The 22,407-nt window shown below is 70.2% G+C and carries 22 protein-coding genes and 1 pseudogene; 12 read left to right on the top strand and 11 right to left on the bottom strand.

Going from position 1 to position 22,407, the window contains the following annotated elements; translation table 11 throughout:
* Positions 1–14: 14 nt before the first annotated feature.
* The 3 genes from E6P78_RS12665 to leuE form a co-directional block, all read right to left on the bottom strand.
* Positions 15–539 (bottom strand): DUF6879 family protein, encoded by a 525-nt coding sequence (locus E6P78_RS12665; RefSeq protein WP_136203654.1) that lies wholly within the window; start codon positions 537–539, stop codon positions 15–17.
* On the bottom strand, positions 523–729 hold the full coding sequence (locus E6P78_RS12660; protein WP_136203653.1) for a hypothetical protein: 207 nt from the start codon (positions 727–729) through the stop codon (positions 523–525). Before E6P78_RS12660 ends, E6P78_RS12665 begins: the two co-directional genes overlap by 17 nt.
* Before the next feature lie 429 nt (positions 730–1,158).
* Positions 1,159–1,821: a leucine efflux protein LeuE gene (gene leuE, locus E6P78_RS12650; RefSeq protein ID WP_136203652.1), complete on the bottom strand. Its 663-nt coding sequence runs from the start codon at positions 1,819–1,821 to the stop codon at positions 1,159–1,161.
* Between the two features lie 254 nt (positions 1,822–2,075).
* Between leuE and E6P78_RS12645 the strand changes: the two genes are divergently transcribed.
* Positions 2,076–3,017, top strand: coding sequence for a L,D-transpeptidase family protein (locus E6P78_RS12645; protein WP_136203651.1), 942 nt, complete (start codon positions 2,076–2,078; stop codon positions 3,015–3,017).
* Between the two features lie 160 nt (positions 3,018–3,177).
* On the opposite strand, the gene E6P78_RS12640 is transcribed toward E6P78_RS12645, so the two are convergent.
* Positions 3,178–4,353: a hypothetical protein gene (locus E6P78_RS12640; RefSeq protein ID WP_136203650.1), complete on the bottom strand. Its 1,176-nt coding sequence runs from the start codon at positions 4,351–4,353 to the stop codon at positions 3,178–3,180.
* Entirely contained in the window at positions 4,353–5,210 is an 858-nt protein-coding gene (locus tag E6P78_RS12635) for an RNA polymerase sigma factor (protein WP_136203649.1), read from the bottom strand. Before E6P78_RS12635 ends, E6P78_RS12640 begins: the two co-directional genes overlap by 1 nt.
* A 565-nt stretch (positions 5,211–5,775) precedes the next feature.
* Here E6P78_RS12635 and E6P78_RS12630 point away from each other — a divergent pair.
* From E6P78_RS12630 to E6P78_RS12620, 3 genes are all read left to right on the top strand, one after another.
* On the top strand, positions 5,776–7,194 hold the full coding sequence (locus tag E6P78_RS12630; RefSeq protein ID WP_136203648.1) for an AAA family ATPase: 1,419 nt from the start codon (positions 5,776–5,778) through the stop codon (positions 7,192–7,194).
* 196 nt (positions 7,195–7,390) lie between these two features.
* Complete coding sequence (locus E6P78_RS12625) at positions 7,391–7,822, top strand: hypothetical protein (protein ID WP_240799180.1); 432 nt, start codon at positions 7,391–7,393, stop codon at positions 7,820–7,822.
* A gap of 273 nt (positions 7,823–8,095) precedes the next feature.
* Positions 8,096–8,335, top strand: a complete 240-nt coding sequence (locus E6P78_RS12620) for a hypothetical protein (RefSeq protein WP_136203647.1) — start codon at positions 8,096–8,098, stop codon at positions 8,333–8,335.
* A 333-nt stretch (positions 8,336–8,668) separates the two neighbouring features.
* Here E6P78_RS12620 and E6P78_RS12615 read toward each other — a convergent pair whose 3' ends face one another.
* From E6P78_RS12615 to E6P78_RS12600, 4 genes and pseudogenes are all read right to left on the bottom strand, one after another.
* Complete coding sequence (locus E6P78_RS12615; protein WP_240799179.1) at positions 8,669–9,946, bottom strand: MFS transporter; 1,278 nt, start codon at positions 9,944–9,946, stop codon at positions 8,669–8,671.
* 55 nt (positions 9,947–10,001) lie between these two features.
* Complete coding sequence (locus E6P78_RS12610) at positions 10,002–10,571, bottom strand: hypothetical protein (RefSeq protein ID WP_136203646.1); 570 nt, start codon at positions 10,569–10,571, stop codon at positions 10,002–10,004.
* Positions 10,572–10,662: 91 nt separating this feature from the next.
* A pseudogene (locus E6P78_RS34000) lies at positions 10,663–11,225 on the bottom strand (DUF4328 domain-containing protein).
* A gap of 356 nt (positions 11,226–11,581) precedes the next feature.
* Entirely contained in the window at positions 11,582–13,201 is a 1,620-nt protein-coding gene (locus E6P78_RS12600; protein WP_136203645.1) for a glycoside hydrolase family 20 protein, read from the bottom strand.
* Between the two features lie 347 nt (positions 13,202–13,548).
* Here E6P78_RS12600 and E6P78_RS12595 point away from each other — a divergent pair, with 347 nt between their 5' ends.
* The 7 genes from E6P78_RS12595 (at position 13,549) to E6P78_RS12565 (ending at position 19,304) form a co-directional block, all read left to right on the top strand.
* Positions 13,549–14,058, top strand: coding sequence for a 2-oxo-4-hydroxy-4-carboxy-5-ureidoimidazoline decarboxylase (locus tag E6P78_RS12595; protein ID WP_136203644.1), 510 nt, complete (start codon positions 13,549–13,551; stop codon positions 14,056–14,058).
* Between the two features lie 243 nt (positions 14,059–14,301).
* Positions 14,302–14,682 carry a succinate dehydrogenase, cytochrome b556 subunit gene (sdhC, locus tag E6P78_RS12590; RefSeq protein ID WP_136203643.1) on the top strand — a complete coding sequence of 127 codons (381 nt, stop codon included), beginning with the start codon at positions 14,302–14,304 and terminating at the stop codon, positions 14,680–14,682.
* Between the two features lie 5 nt (positions 14,683–14,687).
* Positions 14,688–15,164: a succinate dehydrogenase hydrophobic membrane anchor subunit gene (locus E6P78_RS12585; RefSeq protein WP_136203642.1), complete on the top strand. Its 477-nt coding sequence runs from the start codon at positions 14,688–14,690 to the stop codon at positions 15,162–15,164.
* Positions 15,165–15,194: 30 nt separating this feature from the next.
* Positions 15,195–16,955 (top strand): succinate dehydrogenase flavoprotein subunit, encoded by a 1,761-nt coding sequence (sdhA, locus tag E6P78_RS12580; RefSeq protein WP_136203641.1) that lies wholly within the window; start codon positions 15,195–15,197, stop codon positions 16,953–16,955.
* Positions 16,955–17,731, top strand: coding sequence for a succinate dehydrogenase iron-sulfur subunit (locus tag E6P78_RS12575; protein ID WP_136203640.1), 777 nt, complete (start codon positions 16,955–16,957; stop codon positions 17,729–17,731). The genes sdhA and E6P78_RS12575 overlap by 1 nt, the downstream gene beginning before the upstream one ends.
* A gap of 176 nt (positions 17,732–17,907) precedes the next feature.
* A complete protein-coding gene (locus tag E6P78_RS12570; protein ID WP_136203639.1) occupies positions 17,908–18,498 on the top strand; it encodes a hypothetical protein in 591 nt (196 codons plus the stop codon).
* Positions 18,499–18,512: 14 nt separating this feature from the next.
* A complete protein-coding gene (locus E6P78_RS12565) occupies positions 18,513–19,304 on the top strand; it encodes a hypothetical protein (protein ID WP_136203638.1) in 792 nt (263 codons plus the stop codon).
* Between the two features lie 22 nt (positions 19,305–19,326).
* On the opposite strand, the gene E6P78_RS12560 is transcribed toward E6P78_RS12565, so the two are convergent.
* Positions 19,327–19,836, bottom strand: a complete 510-nt coding sequence (locus E6P78_RS12560) for a MarR family transcriptional regulator (RefSeq protein WP_136203637.1) — start codon at positions 19,834–19,836, stop codon at positions 19,327–19,329.
* 139 nt (positions 19,837–19,975) lie between these two features.
* Here E6P78_RS12560 and E6P78_RS12555 point away from each other — a divergent pair, with 139 nt between their 5' ends.
* Positions 19,976–20,689, top strand: a complete 714-nt coding sequence (locus E6P78_RS12555) for a TetR family transcriptional regulator (RefSeq protein ID WP_136203636.1) — start codon at positions 19,976–19,978, stop codon at positions 20,687–20,689.
* Between the two features lie 91 nt (positions 20,690–20,780).
* Here E6P78_RS12555 and E6P78_RS12550 read toward each other — a convergent pair whose 3' ends face one another.
* Entirely contained in the window at positions 20,781–22,334 is a 1,554-nt protein-coding gene (locus E6P78_RS12550; protein WP_136203723.1) for an ABC transporter substrate-binding protein, read from the bottom strand.
* Between the last annotated feature and the right edge of the window lie 73 nt (positions 22,335–22,407).

The raw sequence follows: 22,407 nt of genomic DNA, 5'->3' as shown, positions 1-22,407 counted from the left end.
ACTGGTCTAGCTCGTCAGGCTCGATGGCCACCGTTGATGTACTCCCTGAACGGCACGGATTCCGCGAGGGCAATCCGCTGGTATTCGATGTACGGTGCTGGGTCGCCGTCGTAGATTTCCCGGCCGGCCTGGGTGCCGTCCTCCGCATAGTTCATGAGGACGACTTCCGAACGGTCGAAAAGCCAGAAGTCCTGAACCCCTTCAAGGGGGTTGGGCCTTTCTGTTACATCCAGGATGCGGATGTCATCCCCGGCCCGCGAGTGAACGTCGTAGTACATGAACTCAAAGCGGAGATAGTCCGTGAGCGGTTGCCTGATGATGTGGACCCGCCCTTTGGACTTCCCCTCTGCCCTGATCTTTTTCAGGCCCTCTATGTAACCGGAGGAGTAGTTCTCGGGGTCAAGTCGTTGCCCGGCCAGGAAATCCCGGATATCTCCGTCCTCACTCGGCACCCTGTAGACGGGAAGGGTTTCGAGTCGCCACGCTTCCTGTTTGAAGCCCTGAACCTTGGCCGTCCAGGCTTCACCATCCAAGAGCACGGAAAGCCTCCCTCAAGGTCTCCTCGGGGATCTCAACGAGCTTTTCGCCGTCCGGTGCGGTGAACGCCTTGGAAACGTCCCCCTGGACCACGAACGAGCCGGACGCGGTGCGGTAGACGTTCGGGCAGTCGTCGTTGTTGCAGTTCCCGTTCCCGTTGCCGGTCAGTCGGGTCAGTTCCTCACGAGCCATAGCTGTGAACCCCCTGCTACGGGCCCCTTGCGGGCCGGTCGTCACGACAGTACGAGCGGGGCGGGTGAGCCGTCTATGCAGGAACGCGACTATGCGCGTCTTTGCATAAACACGGGCCGGGAGCACGGAGCTTGGCGACTTGAGAGCGCATCAGGTCAGCTACCAGCGACGCCAAGCCCGCGTGAGAGAACTGAACTTACGGGATCAACCCGCGCTGTCGGCGGCACCCACCTTCACGGTGATGGGCCGACGCTTCCGCCTGCTGGGTGCGCTGACCAGGGCAGAGAACGGAGTCACCTTGGCAGGCTCCTGGGGCTCCTTCTGGGCCCTCTCGGGCACGCCCAGGGCTTCTAGTGCCTCCCGCTGCCCCTGGGGGCTCATGCCAGCGAACAGGGCTGCTGCCTGGCGGAGGTCAGACACTGCGGCCCCCTACGCGCTGGCCAGCGACAGCTTGACCGCGAACCCCAGGAACAGCATCCCGGCCACGGAGGTAGCTCCCGCGCTGAGCGCCTTGCGCCTGCGGAACGCCGCTGCCAGCCGGGCACCCGCGGAGATCAGGAACGATAGGTACAACACGCTCGCGGCCTGGGCGAGGACGCCAAGCAATATGAAGCCTGGCAGGGGGTTGGATTCTGGAACGAACTGCACGAAGAACGAGATCAGGAACAGGATCGCCTTCGGGTTGAACAGGCTGACCACCAACGCCCGCCGGTAGGGCCGCTCCACGCCCCCGGGCACCTGCGCCCCGCCCGCCGCCTCCCCCGTTATCTCGGCGACCCGCCGGTGCCGCTCGCGCCACATGGACACGGCGGTCCGCAGCATCCCGATGGCCATCCAGGTCAGGTATCCGGCACCGGCGTACTTGACGACGGCGAACAGCACGGGCGTCGTCCGCAGCAACGACGAGGCGCCCAGCGCGGACAGCGTCATCAGCACGGTGTCCCCGGTCCACACCCCGGCCGCGGCCACATACCCGGTCCGCACCCCGCGCCGCGCGGCGACGGACAGCACGTACAGCGAATTCGGCCCCGGCAGCAGAACGATCAGCACCAGGCCGGCGAGATAGGTCGGAAGGTCGGTGACACCCAGCATGAAACGGAGTGTCGCACGCGGGTACGACACTCGGCGCCGAGCGTCGGCTCCGGCTGTTCCCGCACGTGCGCCTGCTCCTCGTGCTGTTCGGCGAGTAACCACCCCCAGGCGCACCACCCCCTCCTCGGCCGGAGGGGCGGCGGTGCGCCGGCCGCGTCCCGCATCGTTACCGCTTTTCCACCACGCGCAAGGATTCGGCAACCGGACGCAGCGGGAATCCCGTCCCATGGGATACACGGATTCAGGGGGTCGAGATGGTACGCACCAACAGGACGGGGCACGGATACGCGCGCAGGGGCGGCCGAACAGCCGGTGCCGCGACCGCCGCCGTGGCCGTCCTGGCCCTGGCCGCCGTGACGGCCGGCTGCAAGGCGCAGGCCGCCGACAGCGGTCAGGTCGCCCCGCCGGCACCGGCGAGCAGCAGCTCCGCCGCGCCCACCGAGGACGCGAAGCCGGGCGGGGGCGGGACGAAGGCGGCGAGCCCGTCCGCGAGCGCGAGGACGAAGGAGCCGGCGAAGGCGGCACCGAAGCCCAGCACCACGCCGCCGTCGGCCGATCCGCAGGGCACGGTCCTGATGGCGAGCGGGGCGCAGGGCAAGCAGGTGCGCGAACTGCAGGCCCGACTGCGTCAGATCGGCCACTTCGACCGCAGCCCCACGGGCTACTACGGGTCCGTCACGGCCGCCGCCGTGCAGTCGTTCCAGGGCAAGCGCGGCCTGGCGCGGACCGGGAAGACGGACACCGTCACCTGGCAGAAGCTGCTCGGCATGACGCGCACGCCGACGGCCGCCGAGCTGAACCCGCCGACCACCCGCCCGGTCGCCGAGCCGGACAAGCGGTGCCTGACGGGCCGGGTGATCTGCATCAGCAAGAACAGCCGGACGCTGTCCTGGATGATCGACGGCAAGGTCGTCTCGTCCATGGACGTACGGTTCGGCTCGCAGTACACCCCGACCCGCGAGGGCACCTTCTCCGTGTACTGGAAGTCGCGGCACCACGTGTCGACGATCTACCACACGGCCATGCCCTACGCGATGTTCTTCAGCGGCGGCCAGGCGGTGCACTACTCCTCGGACTTCGCGGCCCGCGGCTACAACGGCGCCTCGCACGGCTGTGTCAACGTCCGGGACGAGGGGAAGATCGCGTCCCTGTTCGACCAGGTCCGCACCGGCGACAAGGTCGTCGTCTACAAGTGAGGGGCGCGGGCGGGACCGGGGGAACGTGTCCCGCCCGCGCCATGTGCGCCGAGCCGCAGGTACGGGGGGAACCCCGGCTCCGGGCGCTGCCGATGACCAGTCGGCTCATTCTGTACAGCGTCCGCGGGTCGGAAAACGTCACACCCGGTGGCGGGGACGGTCAGCGGGCCGCCGCGGAGGCGGTCGGTTCCGGGGCGTAGAAGGTGCCGGAGTCCGTCGTCGCCGGGTCCGGGACGATGGCCGCCGCCGTGGGGCCGGGCGACTCGGTGAACCGGATCGACGGGAGCGCGCCCGAGGGTTCGCCGCCGTGTTCGGCGTTTCCCTCGTCGCCGACCCGGCCGTCGCTGCCGTCGCCCGCCTTGTCGAGCAGCCGGTCGCAGAAGCGGTCCAGGTTGTGCGCGCCCTTGGCCAGGGCTTCGAGGTGGGCCCTGCGGTCCTGGTCGAGCGTGCCGTCGCGGTAGGCGCGGCAGGCCTTCAGGGTCTTGGCGTACCAGGCGGCGGACGTGTCGTCATCGTCGTCGGACCGGCCGTTCCCCTTCTCGGTGTCCGTCGAGCCGCCGCCGGAGGTGTCGTCGGCGGTGCCCGTCCCGCCGCCGGACCGGCTGCCGCCCGACCGGTCCGTGCCGTCCCCGTCCGTGCCGCTCCGGCCGCCCTCGGGGGCGGTGCCGTCGGGGTGTGCGGTGTCCTCGCCGTCCCGGTCCGTGCCGGGGGCGGGGGCGTCCGGGGACGGGGCGCCCAGGTCCGGTGAGCCGGGCTGCGGCGGTACGGGGGCCTCGTCGTCGGGGACGGGGCCGGAGCCCAGCTCCTCGGGGGAGGCGGCGGCCGAGACCGAGGTCGCCGGGGAGGGGTCGTGCCGGCCGAAGGGCCCGGGCAGCACCCCGGTCCCGGCGGCCACGGCCACCCCGCCGATCGCGCAGCAGGCCAGGGAGGCGACCAGGCCGAAGCGCAGGGGCCGGCTCCAGCGGAACGGGCGCTCGCCGCGCGGCCCCGCGGCCCCCGCACCCGCGCCGGAGGCGGCCCTGCCTATGTGGACAGCAGGGAGCATCGCAGGCCCGGAGTCGTCCGCCCCGTCACCGTGCGCGGCCTCCGCCCGGTCCGGGCCGGTGCCGGGTGCGGTCCGGGGCGGGCGGGGGGCGGCGCGGAAGGCGGCCAGCGCGGCGGCCTCGCCGGGCAGTTCGCCGGTGGCGGGCAGGGCGGTGCGGGCTGCGGCGGCGAGGGCGGCGGCGAGACGTTCGGCATCCTGACAGGGGCGGCCTTCGGCAGGGTCGACCGGTTCGCCGCGGAGCAATTTCTCCGCCGCTTCCTTGTCAAGCCATGCGTACTGCTCGTCGGCCATCACATGTCCTTCTGCGTCCACAGACGCGAATGCGTCACACCGGCGGGAGCCACCAGGCCGGTGCGTGAGGGGCGTTGTGCGGGTACGGCTCCGAGTTCCGCCGTGCGGGCCGCCGGGTCCGCCGCGTTGTTCCTGAAGGACGCCTGCGGGGCCTCGGGGCCGGCCTGGCGCCGGGGCGGGCCGCCCGGACCCGCGGGTGCTCCGCCGTGCGGAAGGCTGCCTTCCGGTGCGCCCCGGTCCGCCGGGCCCAGGGCGGGCAGTCCGCCTCCGCCGTCCGGGCGGCCGGTGCTCTCCTGGCCCTCCCCGCTGTCCGCCCGCAGCAGTTCGGCGAGCCGCTTCAGCCCGCGGTGGGCGGCGGTGCGGACCGCGCCCGGCCGCTTGCCGAGCGTCTGCGCCGCGCTCTTCGCGTCGAGCCCGACGACCACGCGCAGCACCACGGCCTCGGCCTGGTCCTGCGGCAGCTGGGCGATGAGCGACATGGTGCGGCCGGTCGCCAGGGACTCGATCGCCTCGTCGGCGGTGTCGGAGACGGCCGGCTTCTCGGACAGCTCCGTCTCGTCGCCGCCGATGGCGGGACGCCTGCCGCGCATCCGGAGATGGTCCAGGGCACGGTTGCGGGCTATCCGCGCCGCCCAGCCCCGGAAGCGGTCGGCGTCCCCACTGAAACGGTCGAGGTCCCGGGCTATCTGCAGCCACGACTCGGACGCCACGTCCTCGGCGTCCGGCTCCCCCACCAGTGTCCTTATGTAGCCCAGCAGCCGCGGCTGCACAGCGCGGTACACAGTACGGAAGGCGTCCTCGTCCCCGTGCTGCGCCGCGAGCACCGCGGCGGTAAGCCCCGCGTCGTCCCCCAGCACTACCTCAACCTGCCCTGCCGTCTGAATCGCAGCTGGTCACCACTGCCGCGCCACCCTGCGCGACTCAGCACGCTACGTCCTTCGCGGGTACCGCGTCCATGACTTGTACAACCCGCAACATTCCCCCGTCCGCCCCCGGTGTGACAGAAAACGCACCCACGGCGCTGAGATGAGTACGGGGTCGTCCTGCGGCCCCGCGGAAGACGACCGGGGCCTCTCCTGTGGGGGGTGGCGGCCCCGGTCGTCGTTCCATTCCCTCGGCCTGACCTGGCAATATGCGGGGCCTTGGCTCTCTCCGTGACCAACGCGTGGCCAACGCATCCGTGCGTTCACCTGATCGGTCTCAGGCCAACGCACCGAAACCGTCCCAGGTGCGCGCTACCAGCTCTCATCTTTCGACGCGTTCCCTACGGAGCCGCCCCAAGCTGTGGAACCAGGTATGCCGGAACCCGAGGTGGCCAGACAGCAGCCAAGCGCAGGAAGAAGCTGCCGACAGATTGGCGGGATGCCAGCCCTCCTCGCAAGTAGGCTTGTTGGACCTGCTCGACGAACTTCCGGAGACCGCATGCTGACGCGCATCGAAGTCCACGGGTTCAAGAATCTCCTGGACTTGTCCATCGACTTCGGACCCTTCACCTGCGTCGCGGGGGAGAACGGCTCCGGAAAGTCGAACGTTTTCGACGCCATCCAGTTCCTCTCCCTCCTCGCCGACCAGTCGATGATGGAGGCGGCCCAAGAGGTTCGGGGCGTGCATGGCGAGCGTCACGGTGACCCGCGCGACCTTTTCTGGAAGGGCTTCGAGCCTGGCAATCACCGGATGCGGTTCGCTGCCGAGATGATCGTTCCGCTGCACGTGCAGGACGACTTCGGCCGGGCGGCGAAGGCCAGCAGCACCTTCTTGCGGTACGAACTGGAAGTCGGCTACCAGGAGCCGTCCGGGCTCGACCGCTTCGGGCGCCTGACGCTGCTCCACGAGACACTGGCCCACATCACCAAGGGCAAGGCTCCGCAGCATCTTCGCTTTCGTCACAGTGCGAAGCAGTTCCGTGACACCGTCATCCAGGGCCACCGAAGCGGCGCGCCGTTCATCTCGACGACCACCGAAGGCGACGAGTCGATCGTCAGAATCCACCAGGACGGTGGCAGTCGAGGCCAGCCCAAGCCGGCTGCGGCATCCCGGGCGCCGGCGACAGTCGTCTCCACCATCACCAGCAGCGACGACCCGACCATTCTCTCGGCTCGCCGCGAGATGCAGTCCTGGCGGCGGCTTGCCCTGGAACCATCCGCTCTACGCCGGTCCGACCGATACGTGGATCCGCACGCGATGGGTGCCGACGGCTCCCATCTACCGGCGACCCTCTTCCGTGTGGCCCACGACACCCCCGGCGCGGATCCGAGCCAGGTATACGCCAGGGTTGCGGGACGCCTCTCGGACCTGACCGGTATCCATGTCCGCGATCTGGATGTCGATCAGGACGAGGTTCGACAACTCCTCACGGTGAACGTGCACGAGGTGGCTGGCATGACGCTGCCTGCGCGCAGCCTCTCGGAAGGCACCCTGCGCTTCCTGGCACTTTGTGTACTGTTGGAAGACTCGTCCGTGCGTGGACTGATCTGCATGGAAGAGCCCGAGAACGGCATCCACCCGGCAAACCTCAACGCTATGGTCGATTTGGTGCAGGACCTTGCCGTGGATCCATCGGAAGAAGCTGGCACGGACAACCCGTTCCGGCAGGTGCTGATCAATACGCACTCACCCGGGGTCGTCCAACTCGTCGGCAACGAGGACCTCCTGTTCGCCGACACCGCCATGCACAGAGGCGAGAACGGCACCCTGAACCGCGCACTGCGGTTGCGTCCGCTCGCCGGTACCTGGCGGGCCAGTAAAGCAACGAGCGGCGCCTTCGTGACGAAAGCCGACACCCTCCCCTATCTCACTACGCCCGTCGGGGCGCAGCTCACACTGAGCGGGGACGCCGCGTGACCGCTCGTGTCCTGTTCACGGCGAAGGCAGCAGCGACAACGGCCTTGTCCCGCACATCGAATCGATTGCCGTTCGTAAGGGACTCGACGTCTCGGTCACAGTCCCCGACTTCGGTCTGCTCCGGCTGCCGACCGGACACTCCGTACCAGACAAACTCCGGGCCGCCCGCGCACTCGGAGGGAGCTACGACTTGGCAGTGGTGCAACGAGATGCTGACCGAGGCCCTGCCCAGGACCGCAGGGATGAGATCGAGAAAGCGGTGAACACAGAGCGGCCCGGCCTTCGGCACGTCGCCGTTGTGCCCGTTCGCATGTTGGAAGCCTGGCTCCTCCTCGACGAAGTATGTCTACGTCAAGTCGCCGAAAACCCCCGTGGCCGCATCGGCCTGGAACTCCCGAAAGGCGCTGCGGCGGAGAATATCGCCGACCCGAAACAACTCCTCAAGGACTCGCTCGCGCGGGCGAGCGAGTATAAGGGACGCCGCCTCGCCCAGTTCCAGAAGCGCTTCTCGCAGCACCGGCTGCGCATGCTGGAACTCCTGGACCCCGAGGGACCGGTCACCTGCCTTCCATCGTGGCGTAACTTCGTTGAGGACCTTGACGCCGCATTCAAGGTTCTCAACAAGTGAACCAGACGAGCACGCTCCGCTATCCCATGGCTGCTGGAGCGCGCCGACATGGTGTCGCCTACTCCGCCACCTGGCTCGGCCATCCCAGTGCGGCGGTCGAGATCCTCTCCCTTGCCCGAATCCGCCACACGGCAGCCCGCTCCCTGCTGGATGCACGCGGGGCTCGCCCTCGCAGTCCTCCAGGACGATGTCGGCACCGCCCGCCCTCTCAACGACGCCGAACACCAACTGGAGCGTGGCAGAGCACTATCTGTGCCCACGGGGGTGTCCTGGATGTCAGCCGCCGACCCAATCGTTGATGCAGGGCGCTGCTGGCTGTTCCTGGAAGATCCGCGGCGAGCCGCCGCCGCGTTGGAGGAGGGCCTGAGGTTGCTGGCCCCCGAACGGAAGAGGACTCGCGCCACCATGCTCACGCTGCGCTCGCCGATCAAGTCGTCCACGCTGCTGTGGCGAATACCCGAACAGCGCTGGACACCACTTTCGGGACAGGCGCTTCACGGTGCCTCGACCTGATGCGCAGCACCCTGCGGGAGACACTCGAATCCCACAGGGGCGAATCCGCCGTTCGCGACCTGCGCTCGTACGCACACCAGCGGCTGACGTCCGTACGTGCGTGCGGCAACAACCTGCCCGGACAACGAACAAGCTCGGCGGATCACATAGCCAACGCATGGCCAACAGCGCCCGGGAACAGACAGAAACACCTGGAAACAGGCCGAGGCAGTCGAAGTGATGAACCCGCGCCTAAGGGCTGTCAGATGACTGTTTCGGCTGAGCCCAGCCAGGGGCAGCGGCCCCGGTCGTCCTCGTCGGCCGACCGGAGGGCCGGTTCGCGCAGGGGCTGGGTCATGCCTCGGGGTCGTGGGCGTCGTAGCGTGCGAAGCCGGGCCACCGCAGGGCGAGCAGCGTCACGGCACCGAGGCAGGCGACGCCTCCTCCGGTCACGGCGAGCCCGGGGGACGTCAGATCGGCGGCGGAGCCTGCCAGGAAGTCACCGAGCCGGGGCCCGCCGGCCACCACCACGATGAAGACCCCCTGGAGCCGCCCGCGCAGCTCGTCCGGGACCGCGGCCTGGAGCATGGTGTTGCGGAAGACCATGGAGATGGTGTCGGCGGCCCCGGCGAGGGCCAGGAACAGGAGTCCGAGCCAGAGCTGCCGCGTCAGGCCGAAGACGGCGACGGCCGCGCCCCAGCATCCGACTGCGACCATCACCGCGAGCCCGTGCCGCCGGATCGTCCCGAGCCATCCTGAGAACACGCCACCGAGCAGCGCCCCGAGCGCGGGGGCGGCGACGAGGAGCCCGGTGGTCCTGGCGTCCCCTCCGTACCAGAGGACGGCGACGACGGGGAAGAGCGCGCGGGGCTGGGCCAGCACCATGGCGCACAGATCGCTGAGGAAGGTCATCCGCAGGTTGGGCCGGGTTCCGAGGAACCGCAGACCGTCCAGGACGGAGGCCCGTTTCGCGCCTGCCGTGTCCTCCCCGCGCTCCGGCAGCATCGAGGGGAGCCGCCACATCGCGTACAGGGCGGCGGTGAAGGTGACGGCGTCGACCCCGTACGCGGCGCGATAGCCCCACCAGCCGACGATGAGCCCGCCGAGCATCGGCCCGACGAGCGTGCCGGTGGTGCTGGTCATCGAGTTCAGCGCGTTGGCGGCGGGCAGCTGCTCGGCCGGCAGCAACCGGGCGATCATCGAGCTGCGGGCCGGCGAGTTGAGCGCGAAGCAGACGGCCTGGAGCGCGACGACGCCGTACAGCACCCCCACCTGCCGCACACCCGCCACGCTGGTCCCGACGAGTGCCACCGACAGCAGGAACGAGCCGAACGCGCTGGCCAGCCCCAGCTTCCGCCGGTCCACGGTGTCCGCGACGGCGCCGCCGTACAGACCGAACACCACCAGCGGCACCAGCGAACAGGCGCCGATGAGCCCCACGGAGAACGCCGAGCCGGTGAGGTCGTACACCTGGAGGGAAACGGCCAGGGACGTCATCCCCTGCCCCACCCAGGACACGGTGTTCCCGAACCAGAGCCGCCGGTAGTCGGGCGAGGTGCGCAGCGGGGTCAGGTCGGCGAATATCCGCCTCCGCGGCGCGGGCTCACCGGCCGCGTCGGTGGAATCGGTCAGGGAATCGGTCACGGAGCATGGTAACGACGGGGGCGGGGCGGCCCGGGCCGCCCCCTCACCCCCGTACGCGCGCCCTGCGGGACACCGCCGCGCGCAGTACCCGCTGGCCCTCCGTCGAGACATCCAGCACCTGGCGCAGCCCGGCCCCGGCGGGCGCGGACCCGTCGATGTCGGCGAGCATCTCCAGGATCAGGGTCTGGCGCGCGGCCTCGCCCGCCAGCAGCGGGCCCGCCCCGGCCGGTTCGCCCGTGCGGCAGCGGGCCACCAGCTCCGGCGCGCCGGGCCGGGCGGCGTCGTGGCCGAGGTGGACGTCGAGGGCCAGCAGTGAGCAGGCGTCCGCCCAGGTGCGCAGTTCCTCGCCCGTTCGGTCGCCGGGTGCCCCGGCGAGGAGTTCCCGGATGCGCGGGACCGGCTCGCCCGGGTCCGGGAGGGTGTCCAGGGCCGTGCGGGCCTCGGCCAGCCGGGCGGGCCAGAGGCGTGGGTCGGCGCAGCCGGCCCAGAGCGGGCGCAGCGGATCGGGTTCGGCGCCCGCCGCGGGCTGGGGCAGACAGCGTTCGAGGCAGGCGGCCGCACTGGCGGCGAGCCCGCGCTCGTCGGCGGCGGCGATCAGTTCGAGCAGGCTCATCGGCGTCTCCTGTCGGCCCTCTCCCGTGCCGGGACACAGGAGGGCGCAGCGCTTCCTGTTATCGCATTCAGCGCCGCATGGCCGAAAAGCGTCACTGCCCCTGACTGGATACCGTCGGCCGCTCCACCGGAAGCGCGCCGAGCGCCGCCCGCTCGCCCTGCATCACCGTCAGCTTGCGGACGAGCAGGACGGCGAGGACGGCGGCCACGATGTCCAGCGCGTCGGAGAAGGCGACCAGGTCGATCGCGTCGACGATCTCGTCCGCGGTCTCGGCCCCCTCGTAGAACCGGGAGGCGTACCGGGAGAAGAGCTCCGCCGCGATCAGCGTCACCCACCAGGCGTGCAGCAGTACGCGCGGGGACGCGGACCGGCCGCCGGGGGTGCCGGGCAGCTCGCTCGCGGTCCGCGCACGACCCGGTGCGGCAGCCAGAGGTTGCCGATGGGGACGAACCAGGCGCCGATCGCCCAGCCCGGCCGCAACGTGTGGGCGCGGGGGTCGAACACCTCCGCGTTGAGCCTGATCCGGCGCAGCCACACGAGGAAGACGACGGCGGTGGCCAGGAGGGTGAGGAGCTGGAGCGTGCCGGCCGCCCCGTACAGCGTGTCGGCGCGGTCCAGCTCCGCGTCGCTGACGCTCCGGAAGCCATCGGCCATCCCGTCCCGGATCAGCAGCCGGGAGTGGACACCGGCGGCGATCGAGAGGGCGTCCGCCACGGCCACCGAGCCGAGCAGCACGGCTGCCGCCCGGCCCAGGCCCACCGGTGAGCGCAGGTGGTTCAGGCCGGCCGGCGTCGGCATCAGCCCGCCGGGCGCCGCGCGGCGGAAACCGGCGCACACCGTGCACCGCCCGTCGGCGGTGCCGGCCGGTCTCGTACCGCAGAGTGAACAGGGCATGGAAAAGGAACCCCCCAGGATTCGGACGTCGACGCGTGGAGCGCGCGTCCCTCCCCGGACGGCGCGGCAAGCGGAACGTAGTGTCCGGTTGCCGCGCTGTCCACCGCCAGGGGATTTCAGCCCGCGTCGATCTCCTTCGCCAGCGACCGGAACTTCTCCCACGTCAGCTTCGGCTCGCCCGGGTCCCACAGCTTCTGGGCCGTCGCCCGCAGCGGCATCCGGATGCCCTCGGCCACCTGCGCGGCGGTCTGGGCGTTCGGCAGGTCGCCCCAGACGGCGAACCGGCCGCCCAGGATCTGGTCCGAGTAGCGGGCCGGGACCGGGGTGGTGCCGCGCAGGACGAGCGGGGTCCACTGCTCGTAGATGCGCTTGCCGGTGGGGTAGACGAAGGCGTTGGGCTGGCCGAGCACGTAGTACATGAACTCGTCGTTGAGGTTCAGGACCTTGCGGCCCTCGCGCAGATACTGCTCCGGCGACCGGGCCCCGTACTCCTTGCCCGTCCAGTACTCGACCTCGATGTTCTTGTCGGCCTGGACCGTGCTGTCCCGGAAGAGTCCGTCGTTCCAGGCCTTCGGCTGCATGTCGTGCTTGCGGACCACCGCGGCCCGGTCGTTGAGCCAGCCGGTGGCGAGGTCGGCGATGCCGGCCCCGGAGCCGTACTTCGCGACGGCCGCGCGCTGGAGCTGCGGGTACGAGGCGGCCGGGTCGCTCGCCATCAGCGCGCGGTACTCGTCGGCGCCCAGATGCCAGTAGGCGCCGCCGAACAGCTCGGTGTACTCGCCGAGGAGTTCGTCGACCAGCTTGGCCGCGCCCGGCTTGGAGATGTCCAGCGATCCGGTCGGGGCCACCCCGGAGACGTTGCGCAGCTGGAGGTCGGGGTGGGCGCGCAGGACCGCGCCGAGGTGGCCCGGGGAGTCGATCTCCGGGACGATCTCGATGTGCAGCCGGCCGGCCAGCGCGACGATGTGCCGCACCTGGGCCTTGGTCAGGTGGTCGGGCGAGACCACTTCGGGGTGCGTGTCGGACTCGATGCGGAAGGCCTGGTCGTCGGAGAAGTGCAGGCCGAGCTGGTTGAGCTTGAGGTCGGCCATCTCGCGCAGCCGGCCCTCGATCCAGGAGGCGCTGTAGGGCTTGCGCGCGATGTCGAGGTTGAGCCCGCGCTGCGGCTTGTCCGGCCGGTCGCGTACCTCTCCCTCGGGCATGGAGCCGTCGGCGCGCACGGACTGTTTGAGGGTGCGCGTCCCGTAGAAGACGCCCGCCTCGCCGGGCCCGCTGATCGTGACGCGCCCGTCGTGGGTGCGCAGGGTGTACGACTCCGGCCCGCCGGAGGCCTTCGGGGTGAGGGCCAGCTCGACGTCCCCGGCGCGGGCAGGCACATCGCCCCGGTAGCTGATCTTCAGCTCGCCGGCCAGCAGCCGCCCCTCGTCGGCGAGCTTGCCGCTGCCGTCCGCGATGACCACCGCGCTGCCCTTGCCGGGCCGCCAGCCGGGCCCGTGGGCGGGGGTGTGCTCACGTACGGCGGGGATGGTGCGGGGCGTCTTCGAGAGCGGGTAGCTCCGGGTCGGGGAGGGGGTGGGGGAGGCCGTGCGCGAGGACGCGGAGGGCGTGCGCGAGGTGTCGGCCGCGCCCCGGTCGCCGGAGCCGGAGCCCTCGGGCCAGACGACGACGGCGACGGTCGCCGCGGCCGCCGCCGTGAGGGCCGCACCGGCCGCGAGGGCGCCGCGTGAGGGGGACATCGGTCAGAAACCTCCGGTTTCATGCGGAAACTAGGACAGAAGTCAAGGGAAACAGGGCGAAAGAGGGGAGATAAGTGGGCATTTTCCTCGGAAATTCGCCCATCAGGCAACGTGAAACTCTCCCGTCCGGGTGAAATTCGCGCATCCTTCGCACAGCCGTTGCCCCGCCTCGCTAGCTTTGAGGCACATCCGTCTCTCCTTTCGCCCCGCATCCGCCTGGCCCCGTCGGTCCCTCCCCCCTCCAGGTTCACAGATGCCGTTGATTCCAGGAGCCCACGCTGTCCAGGTCCAGCGAGTCCCACGCCGGCCTTCCCGAGCAACCGCACCGGCCCGCCCGGCGCACCGCCGTGCCCGTGCAGAACCGCGGCCCCCTCTCCGGGGCACCCGCCGCGCACGCCTGGGACCTGCACCGTTTCAATACCGCGCCCGCCCCGGAGGCCGAGGCCGCCCTGCTGGAGTGCTTCGGCAGCCACCGCTGGGCGCAGCAGCTGGCCGCCCACCGCCCCTACCCGGACGTGGAGGCGCTGCTCGCCGCGGCCGAGGAGGCGGGGTACGACCTCTCCCCCACCGACCACGCGCAGGCGCTGGCCGCCGAGGTCTCCCCGGGGCTGGGTCCGGACGCGCCGCACGCCGCCCGTCTCGCGCTGGCCGCCGCGCACGCGGAGTACGAGCGCGCCTTCGGCCACGTCTTCGTGATCTGCCTGGACGGCTATGGCCCCAGCGAGCACCCCGACCAGATGCTGGCCGCCATCCGGGCGCGGCTGGGGCACGAGGAGGAGCGGGAGCGGGCGGTGACGGCGGACGAGATGCGGCGACTCGCCCGGGGTCGCATCATGGCGCTGGTATCGAGTCAGTAACGGGTTGGCGGCGGTCCGTACGGGCCGGTTTCCCAGCTCCCAGGCCGGTGAGCAGGGTGCGGGGGGTCTGTCCATAGCCCGTCCGTGCCTGTTTCGTTGCCACTTTGATCACACCAGAGGCCCCCGCGCGATCGAACCGACAATCCGTCGCTACGATGGCCGGGGCCGGTGGACCGTACCCGGCCGGGTCAGACCGACAGTCAAGCCGGCCGACCCCAATCCCCGCTCCCGGAGGGTTCTTCCGTGCCGGCTGGAACGCTGTACCGCGGCCGGGAAGGCATGTGGTCCTGGGTGGCTCATCGAGTCACCGGTGTCCTCATTTTCTTCTTCCTGTTCGTACATGTCCTGGACACCGCCCTCGTCCGCGTCTCCCCCGAGGCGTACGACGACGTCGTGTCCACGTACAAGACGCCGATCGTCGCGCTCCTGGAATACGGCCTGGTGGCCGCGATTCTCTTCCACGCGCTGAACGGTCTGCGCATCGTCGCCGTGGACTTCTGGGCCAAGGGCCCGCGCGTGCAGAAGCAGATGCTCTGGACCGTGCTGGGCATCTGGATCGTGCTGATGGTCGGGGCCCTGTACCCCGTCCTCGGCCACGCCGTCCGCGTAGTCTTCGGGAGCTGAGGCAGATGTCCACCGAAACGTCTTCCGCGATCGGCGCCGTCGAGGGCGTGAGCCTGTACGACGTCGACAACCCGGCCCCCGTCATCGAGCCGCCGCGCAAGCGGACCGGCAAGACCCCCAAGGGCTCGCGCACCAACTTCGAGATGTACGCCTGGCTCTTCATGCGCCTGTCGGGCATCGTGCTGGTCGTCCTGGTCATCGGCCACCTGCTGATCCAGCTGGTGCTGGACGGCGGCGTCTCCAAGATCGGCTTCGCCTTCGTGGCGGGCCGCTGGGCCTCGCCGTTCTGGCAGGTCTGGGACCTGGCGATGCTGTGGCTCGCCATGCTGCACGGCGCCAACGGTCTGCGTACGGTCATCAACGACTACGCCGAACGGGACAACACCCGCTTCTGGCTGAAGATGCTGCTGTACACCGCCACGGTGTTCACCGTCCTGCTGGGCACGCTGGTGATCTTCACCTTCGACCCGAACATCCGCTAGGCGCCGGGCCCGAAGGACCAGAGGTAAACCATGCAGATCCACAAGTACGACACCGTCATCGTCGGCGCCGGCGGCGCCGGCATGCGCGCGGCCATCGAGTCGACCAAGCGCAGCCGTACCGCCGTGCTGACCAAGCTCTACCCCACCCGCTCCCACACGGGCGCCGCGCAGGGCGGCATGGCCGCCGCGCTCGCCAACGTGGAGGAGGACAACTGGGAGTGGCACACCTTCGACACGATCAAGGGCGGTGACTACCTGGTCGACCAGGACGCCGCCGAGATCCTGGCGAAGGAGGCCATCGACTCCGTTCTCGACCTGGAAAAGATGGGCCTGCCGTTCAACCGCACGCCCGAGGGCAAGATCGACCAGCGGCGCTTCGGCGGTCACAGCCGCAACCACGGCGAGGCCCCGGTCCGCCGGTCCTGCTACGCCTCGGACCGCACCGGCCACATGATCCTCCAGACGCTGTACCAGAACTGCGTCAAGGAGGGTGTGGAGTTCTTCAACGAGTTCTACGTCCTGGACCTGCTGCTCCAGGAAGACCCCGAGACCGGGCTGAAGAAGTCGGCCGGCGTCGTCGCGTACGAGCTGGCGACCGGCGAGATCCACGTCTTCCAGGCGAAGGCGATCATCTTCGCCTCCGGCGGCACCGGCAAGTTCTTCAAGGTGACGTCGAACGCGCACACCCTGACCGGTGACGGCCAGGCCGCCGCGTACCGCCGCGGTCTGCCGCTGGAGGACATGGAGTTCTTCCAGTTCCACCCGACGGGCATCTGGCGCATGGGCATCCTGCTGACGGAGGGCGCCCGCGGTGAGGGCGGCATCCTCCGCAACAAGGACGGCGAGCGCTTCATGGAGAAGTACGCGCCCGTCATGAAGGACCTGGCCTCGCGTGACGTCGTCTCGCGCTCCATCTACACGGAGATCCGCGAGGGCCGCGGCTGCGGCCCCGAGGGCGACCACGTGTACCTGGACCTGACGCACCTGCCGCCGGAGCAGCTGGACGCCAAGCTCCCGGACATCACCGAGTTCGCGCGTACGTACCTCGGCATCGAGCCCTACACGGACCCGATCCCGATCCAGCCGACCGCGCACTACGCCATGGGCGGCATCCCGACCAACGTCGAGGGCGAGGTGCTGGCCGACAACACCACCGTCGTCCCGGGCCTGTACGCCGCCGGCGAGGTCGCCTGCGTCTCGGTGCACGGCGCCAACCGCCTGGGCACCAACTCGCTGCTCGACATCAACGTCTTCGGACGCCGGGCGGGCATCGCCGCCGCCGAGTTCTCCGCGAAGAACGACTTCGTCGAGCTTCCCGAGGACCCGGCGCAGCTGGTCATCGACCAGGTCGAGCGGCTGCGCAACTCCACGGGCACCGAACGCGTCGCGGCGATCCGCCTGGAGCTGCAGGAGTGCATGGACGCCAACGTGATGGTGTTCCGCACCGAGCAGACGATCAAGACCGCGGTGGACAAGATCGCGGAGCTGCGCAAGCGCTACCTCGACGTGTCCATCCAGGACAAGGGCAAGCGGTTCAACACGGACCTGCTGGAGGCCATCGAGCTGGGCAACCTGCTCGACCTCGCCGAGGTCATGGCGACGTCGGCGCTGGCCCGCAAGGAGTCCCGCGGCGGTCACTACCGCGAGGACTTCCCGAACCGCGACGACGTCAACTTCATGCGCCACACCATGGCGTACCGCGAGGTCGCCGAGGACGGCACCGAGTCGATCCGGCTGGACTACAAGCCGGTCGTCCAGACCCGCTACCAGCCGATGGAGCGTAAGTACTGATGGCTACACCCACCCTGGACAAGGCCGACAAGGCTCCCGAGTCCGAGCCCGGCTTCGCCGACTCGCCGTACATCACGGCCACGTTCCGCATCCGGCGCTTCAACCCCGAGGTCTCCGACGAGGCCCAGTGGCAGGACTTCCGGATCGAGATCGACCCGAAGGAGCGTGTGCTCGACGCCCTTCACAAGATCAAGTGGGACCAGGACGGCACGCTGACGTTCCGCCGCTCCTGCGCGCACGGCATCTGCGGTTCGGACGCCATGCGGATCAACGGCAAGAACAGGCTCGCCTGCAAGACGCTGATCAAGGACCTGAGCCCGGAGAAGCCGATCACGGTCGAGGCCATAAAGGGCCTCACGGTCCTCAAGGACCTCGTGGTCGACATGGACCCGTTCTTCCAGGCCTACCGCGACGTCATGCCCTTCCTCATCACCAAGGGGAACGAGCCGACCCGCGAGCGCCTGCAGTCCGCCGAGGACCGCGAGCGCTTCGACGACACCACCAAGTGCATCCTGTGCGCCGCGTGCACGTCCTCGTGCCCGGTGTTCTGGAACGACGGCCAGTACTTCGGCCCGGCGGCGATCGTCAACGCGCACCGCTTCATCTTCGACTCGCGCGACGAGGGCGGAGAGCAGCGCCTGGAGATCCTCAACGACCGTGACGGGGTGTGGCGTTGCCGCACCACCTTCAACTGCACGGACGCCTGCCCGCGTGGCATCGAGGTCACCAAGGCGATCCAGGAGGTCAAGCGCGCGCTGATCACGCGTCGCTTCTGATCCGCCCGCCGCACACGACGGCATCCGGGGCCCCGTCCCCCGAGGAGTGCGAACTCCTCGGGAGGCGGGGCCTCTTGCTGCATACCGGCGGCCCGGGCGGTACGGTCGTACGGAACCGGTGGCCGGTTCGCCAACCGCCGCACGGGGGTGCGCGGGGAGAACGAGAGCGGGGAACGTTGAGCGATCCGAGTCCGTACACGGACGACTCATACAAGTGGGGTCCTCCCCAGAAGCCGGGAACCCCTCCCCCCGCCCCGGGCGGCCAGGGCTACGGCTACCCGGGGGCCGGGAACCCGGTCTACGGTTACCCGCAGCCGCTCTCCGGCCCGCCGGCCCAGCCCCCCGGCTACGGGTACCCGGCGGCGCCGCCGACCGCGGGATACGGGTATCCGGGGCAGCCGGGCATGGCCCCGGCGGGCGGCGGGGCGCCGATGCTGTCCATAGGTGACATCACGGTGATGGGCGATTCCATCGTGACGCCGTCCGGGACGATGCCTCTCAAGGGCGCGGTGTGGACGGCGACGGACATGTCGCGCACCGAGGAGAAGATCCCGCCGGTCGCGATCGTGCTGGCGATCGTCTTCGCGCTGCTGTGCCTGATCGGTCTGCTCTTCCTGCTGATGAAGGAGAAGCGGACGACCGGCTTCGTCCAGGTCACGGTGACCAGTGCCGGCCGCCACCACTCGACGATGATCCCGGCCATGCAGGCGGAGACCTTCCCGATGGTGATGGCCCAGGTCAACACCGCGCGCTCGATGAGCATCTGAGGGCCGACGCCCCGATGACCGTCCTGCGCCACTCCGTCAGCGTCCTGGCCCTGGAACCCGAGCTGGTCGCCGAACTGGCCTCGCTGCTCTGCGGTCTCGCCGAGTCGACACGGGCCCGCGGCGAGAGGGTCCTCATGCCGGACGGGCAACCGGTGGAGGGGCTGCGGCTGGTGAGGGGGCGTCACCTCGGGGCCGGTGCGCGGTACGAGATCGAGGGGTCGGAGGACTCCGAGCGGATGGCGGTGCGCGTACGCGAGTGGCGGCGCACCGGCGCCTGCGAGGTGGAGCTGCTGCTGGGCGCGCCGGATCTGAACGGCCGGCTGTCGCTGCGGCTGGCCGCCCCCGACCGGCCCCGGCTGTTCGAGGCGCGGGGCCGGATGTGGGGTCCTGACGGCTCGGGGGCGCTGCACCGGGGGGCGGGGAAGGCGCGGGTCGATCTGACCGCGTGGTGGGCGGCGGCGCTGCTCCCGCCCGGGGCGCCGCCCGCGGCGCGTGCCCCGGCGACGGCGCGGGTGAGGCATCTGCTGGGCGAGGCGCGGCTGTATCTGCGGCCCCGGCGGGCGGAGGACGGCCGGTGGCTGGTGGAGGCCGCGGTCTCGCTGCGCGGCCGGTGGCTGCTGCGCCCGGTCGCCGCGGTCGCCCTGCTGCTGGCCGGGGGCCCGTTGCGGCGGGGCTTCCGGGACGGGGTGGAGCGGGCGGCCGAGGGGTGGGACGAGGCGGTGGGCGAGCTGCTGGCGCTGGGCCCGGACGGGATCAGGGAGGAACTGACGCGGCAGGCCGCCGAGGGGCGCCCGCAGGAGAGTTGAGGGGGAGCCCCCGGGCGGCCCGTCAGTCCCAGTCCGCGCCGCCCCGGTCCTCGGCGACCACCATGATGCGCCGGAGCATGTCGTTGAGCAGGGCCCGCTCGTCCTTGTCGAGGACGCCGAGCAGCCGGTACTCCTCGTGCCCGAGGAAATCCATCGCGCCGGTCCACGTCGAGCGGCCCTCGTCGGTCAGCTCCACGTCGACGCGCCGCCGGTCCGTGGTGGACGGCGTGCGGCGGACGAAGCCGCGGCGTTCCAGCGCGTCCAGCCGGCCGGTGACGGAGGCGGGTGCGAGGTCGAGGTCGGCGGCCAGTTCGGAGGGGGCCGCCTTGCCGCCGCGTCCGGCGAGCTTGTGCAGGGTGTCGAACTCCTGGCGGTCCAGGTCGAAGTCGACCAGGGACTGTTCGCGTACCCGGCGCAGATGGACGGAGAGCTTCTTCATCCGCGTCACCGCGCCCTCGACATCCGGATCGAGGTCGGGAAGCACGGGCCGCCACCGCTCCACGTGCCCGTCGGTCCAGTCGCGTCGCTGCATGCGCCCAGCCTACGCCGAGCGCCTTGGTCCTTCGGAACCTAAATTCTTGATAGTGAATACTTCGACACCGAAACGGATTGGCCGCCGGCCGGAACTCCCGCGCCCGGGTAGGGGCGCCAACCCCGATACGCTCGGGGCCGTGGTGACGGAAGAGAAGGACCCGAAGGCGGTCAAGGCCCCCAAGAGCGAGCAGACCCGCGCCCTGATCCTCGAAACCGCGCTCCGGCTCTTCCGGGAACGCGGCTACCACCGGACGACGATGCGGGCCATCGCCCAGGAGGCCGGCGTCTCCGTGGGGAACGCCTACTACTACTTCTCGTCCAAGGAACACCTGGTCCAGGGCTTCTACGACCGGCTCGCCGCCGAGCACGAGGTGGCGGTGCAGCCGGTCCTGGACGGCGAGAAGGACCTCGCGGCGCGCATGCGGGGGGTGCTGCTGGCCTGGCTCGACGTGGCCCAGCAGTACCACCCCTTCGCCACCCAGTTCTTCAAGAACGCCGCCGACCCGGACAGCCCGCTCAGCCCGTTCTCACCGGAGTCGGTCACGGCCCGCGAGGCGGTCATCGCCATCCACGAGCGCTGCCTGCACGGCTCCACGACGAAGACGGACCCCGGACTGGCGCCCCTGCTCCCCCAGTTGATGTGGCTGATGCACATGGGGCTGGTGCTGTTCTGGGTGTACGACCGGACGGCCGGCGCCGAACGCAGCCGCCGCCTCGTCGCCCGTACCGCCCCGATCGCCGCCCGGGCCATCGCCCTGTCCCGGTTCCGGGTGCTGCGGCCGCTGGTGCGCCAGGTCCACGAGGTACTGGAGGAGTTCCTGCCGGGCACGTCGGCGCGGCGGACCGGGTAGCGGGCGCGGGCGGCTGCGCGTACACGGCCGAGCGGCCGCCCCGGAAGTCCGGGACGGCCGCTCGGTGGGTTCGGCGGTGCGGGGCGGCGGATCAGATCCGGCCCAGCTCCCACAGCCGCCAGATGCCGGTGCCGTCGGAGAGGTACTGCGAACCGGCGACGTCCGCCTTGGCGACGACGTAGTCCTTCTTCTGCCACAGCGGCACCAGCGGCACGTCCTCGCCGACCAGCCGCTGGAGCGACTTGAAGTCGGCCGCGGCCCGGCTGCGGTCGCTGTACTGGAGCGTGGAGCTGATCAGCTGGTCCATCTTCTTGCTGGTGTAGCCGTTGTGGAGGCTGCTGTCGCGGCCGACGAGCGGCTGGCTGAAGGTGTCGGGGTCCGGGTAGTCCGGGAGCCAGCCGACGGTGTACATGTCGTACTCACCGGCCGCGTAGCCCTTCTGGAACCTCGTCCACTCCACGGCCTTCACCGTGACCTTGAACAGCCCGGTCGCCTCCAGTTGCCGGCGGATCTCGGCGGTCTCCTTGGTGTACTCGTCGCCCTCGCGGTAGGCGAAGTTGATGGGCAGCGGCGTCTGGACGCCGGCCTCATCCATGAGCGTCTTCGCGCGCTTGGGGTCCGGCGCCGGGTACGCGTCGAAGAACGGGGTGCTGTGCCCGATGTAGCCCTGCGGGATCAGCGAGTAGAGCGGGTCGACGGTGCCCTTGTAGACGTCGCCCACCAGCGGGCCGCGGTCGATGACCGCCGCGATGGCCTGCCGGACCCTGCGGTCGGCGAGCGGGGAGTCCTTGCGGACGTTGAAGACGAGGTTGCGGATCTCGGCGCTGTCCGCCTCGGTGACGCGCTTGTCGGAGTCGCCCGGGTTCAGGTCGGCGAGCGTGGACGGCGGGAGCTGACGGTGCGTGACGTCGATCTGGCCGGACTTCCAGGCCGCGAGCAGGTCTTCCGACTGCTTGTAGTAGCGCACGGTGACCGGGCCGCCGGTCTCCTTGAGCGCGCCCTTGTACCGCGAGTTCGGCACCAGTTCGGCCTTGACGCCGGGCTCGTACGACTTCAGGACGTACGGCCCCGAGCCGTTGACCTTGTTGTCGGAGCGCAGCTTGTGCTCCGAGTAGGCGTCCTTCTCGATGATCGAGCCGGCGCCGGTGGCGAGCTTCTGCGGGAAGGTCGCGTCACGCGCGGAGAGGTTGAAGGTGATCATCCGGCCCTCGGCGACCACGTTCTTCAGGCTGGGGAAGAGGACCGAGGGACCGACGTCCGTCTTGATCTCCAGCATCCGGTCGAACGAGTACTTGACGTCCTCGGCGGTCATCTTCTTGCCGTCGGAGAACGTCACGTCGTCACGGAGCTTGCACTGGTACGTCTGGAGCTTCCCGCCGATGAACCCGCAGTTCTCGGCCGCGTCCGGCTCGGGGACGATCGCCCCGGACTTGAACGTCATGAGCGACTGGTAGACGTTGCTGTACATCGCCCAGGAACCGGCGTCGTAGGCGCCCGCCGGGTCGAGCGAGGTCACCGCGTCGGTCGTACCGACGGCGACCGGATCGGAGTTCGCCTCGTCCGAGGGGAGAAGTTGCCAGGCGACCACGCCTGCGATGACCAAAACCGCGAGAATCGCGAGAATCCGTAGCCGGATCGACCGCATTGCCGTGCTCTCCCTTAACAGCCCCACCTCGGCGTCGCGCACAGATACGCAGATCACCGCACGTTCGCGCTCA

The sequence above is a fragment of the Streptomyces sp. A0958 genome (assembly GCF_004795035.1).
Classification (GTDB): Bacteria; Actinomycetota; Actinomycetes; order Streptomycetales; family Streptomycetaceae; genus Streptomyces.
The sequence above is the reverse complement of the archived record's forward strand: the minus strand, read 5'-3'. Positions and strand labels throughout refer to the sequence as shown.

Excerpts from the sequence above, each read along its gene's own strand:
- E6P78_RS12565 (WP_136203638.1), top strand. The coding sequence starts at position 18,513 with ATGACCGTCCTGCGCCACTCCGTCAGCGTCCTGGCCCTGGAACCCGAG.
- E6P78_RS12560 (WP_136203637.1), bottom strand. The coding sequence starts at position 19,836 with ATGCAGCGACGCGACTGGACCGACGGGCACGTGGAGCGGTGGCGGCCC.
- E6P78_RS12640 (WP_136203650.1), bottom strand. The coding sequence starts at position 4,353 with ATGGCCGACGAGCAGTACGCATGGCTTGACAAGGAAGCGGCGGAGAAA.
- E6P78_RS12550 (WP_136203723.1), bottom strand. The coding sequence starts at position 22,334 with ATGCGGTCGATCCGGCTACGGATTCTCGCGATTCTCGCGGTTTTGGTC.
- leuE (WP_136203652.1), bottom strand. The coding sequence starts at position 1,821 with ATGCTGGGTGTCACCGACCTTCCGACCTATCTCGCCGGCCTGGTGCTG.
- E6P78_RS12600 (WP_136203645.1), bottom strand. The coding sequence starts at position 13,201 with ATGTCCCCCTCACGCGGCGCCCTCGCGGCCGGTGCGGCCCTCACGGCG.
- E6P78_RS12645 (WP_136203651.1), top strand. The coding sequence starts at position 2,076 with ATGGTACGCACCAACAGGACGGGGCACGGATACGCGCGCAGGGGCGGC.
- E6P78_RS12610 (WP_136203646.1), bottom strand. The coding sequence starts at position 10,571 with ATGAGCCTGCTCGAACTGATCGCCGCCGCCGACGAGCGCGGGCTCGCC.
- E6P78_RS12585 (WP_136203642.1), top strand. The coding sequence starts at position 14,688 with ATGTCCACCGAAACGTCTTCCGCGATCGGCGCCGTCGAGGGCGTGAGC.
- E6P78_RS12630 (WP_136203648.1), top strand. The coding sequence starts at position 5,776 with ATGCTGACGCGCATCGAAGTCCACGGGTTCAAGAATCTCCTGGACTTG.
- sdhA (WP_136203641.1), top strand. The coding sequence starts at position 15,195 with ATGCAGATCCACAAGTACGACACCGTCATCGTCGGCGCCGGCGGCGCC.
- E6P78_RS12660 (WP_136203653.1), bottom strand. The coding sequence starts at position 729 with ATGGCTCGTGAGGAACTGACCCGACTGACCGGCAACGGGAACGGGAAC.
- E6P78_RS12620 (WP_136203647.1), top strand. The coding sequence starts at position 8,096 with ATGTCAGCCGCCGACCCAATCGTTGATGCAGGGCGCTGCTGGCTGTTC.
- E6P78_RS12575 (WP_136203640.1), top strand. The coding sequence starts at position 16,955 with ATGGCTACACCCACCCTGGACAAGGCCGACAAGGCTCCCGAGTCCGAG.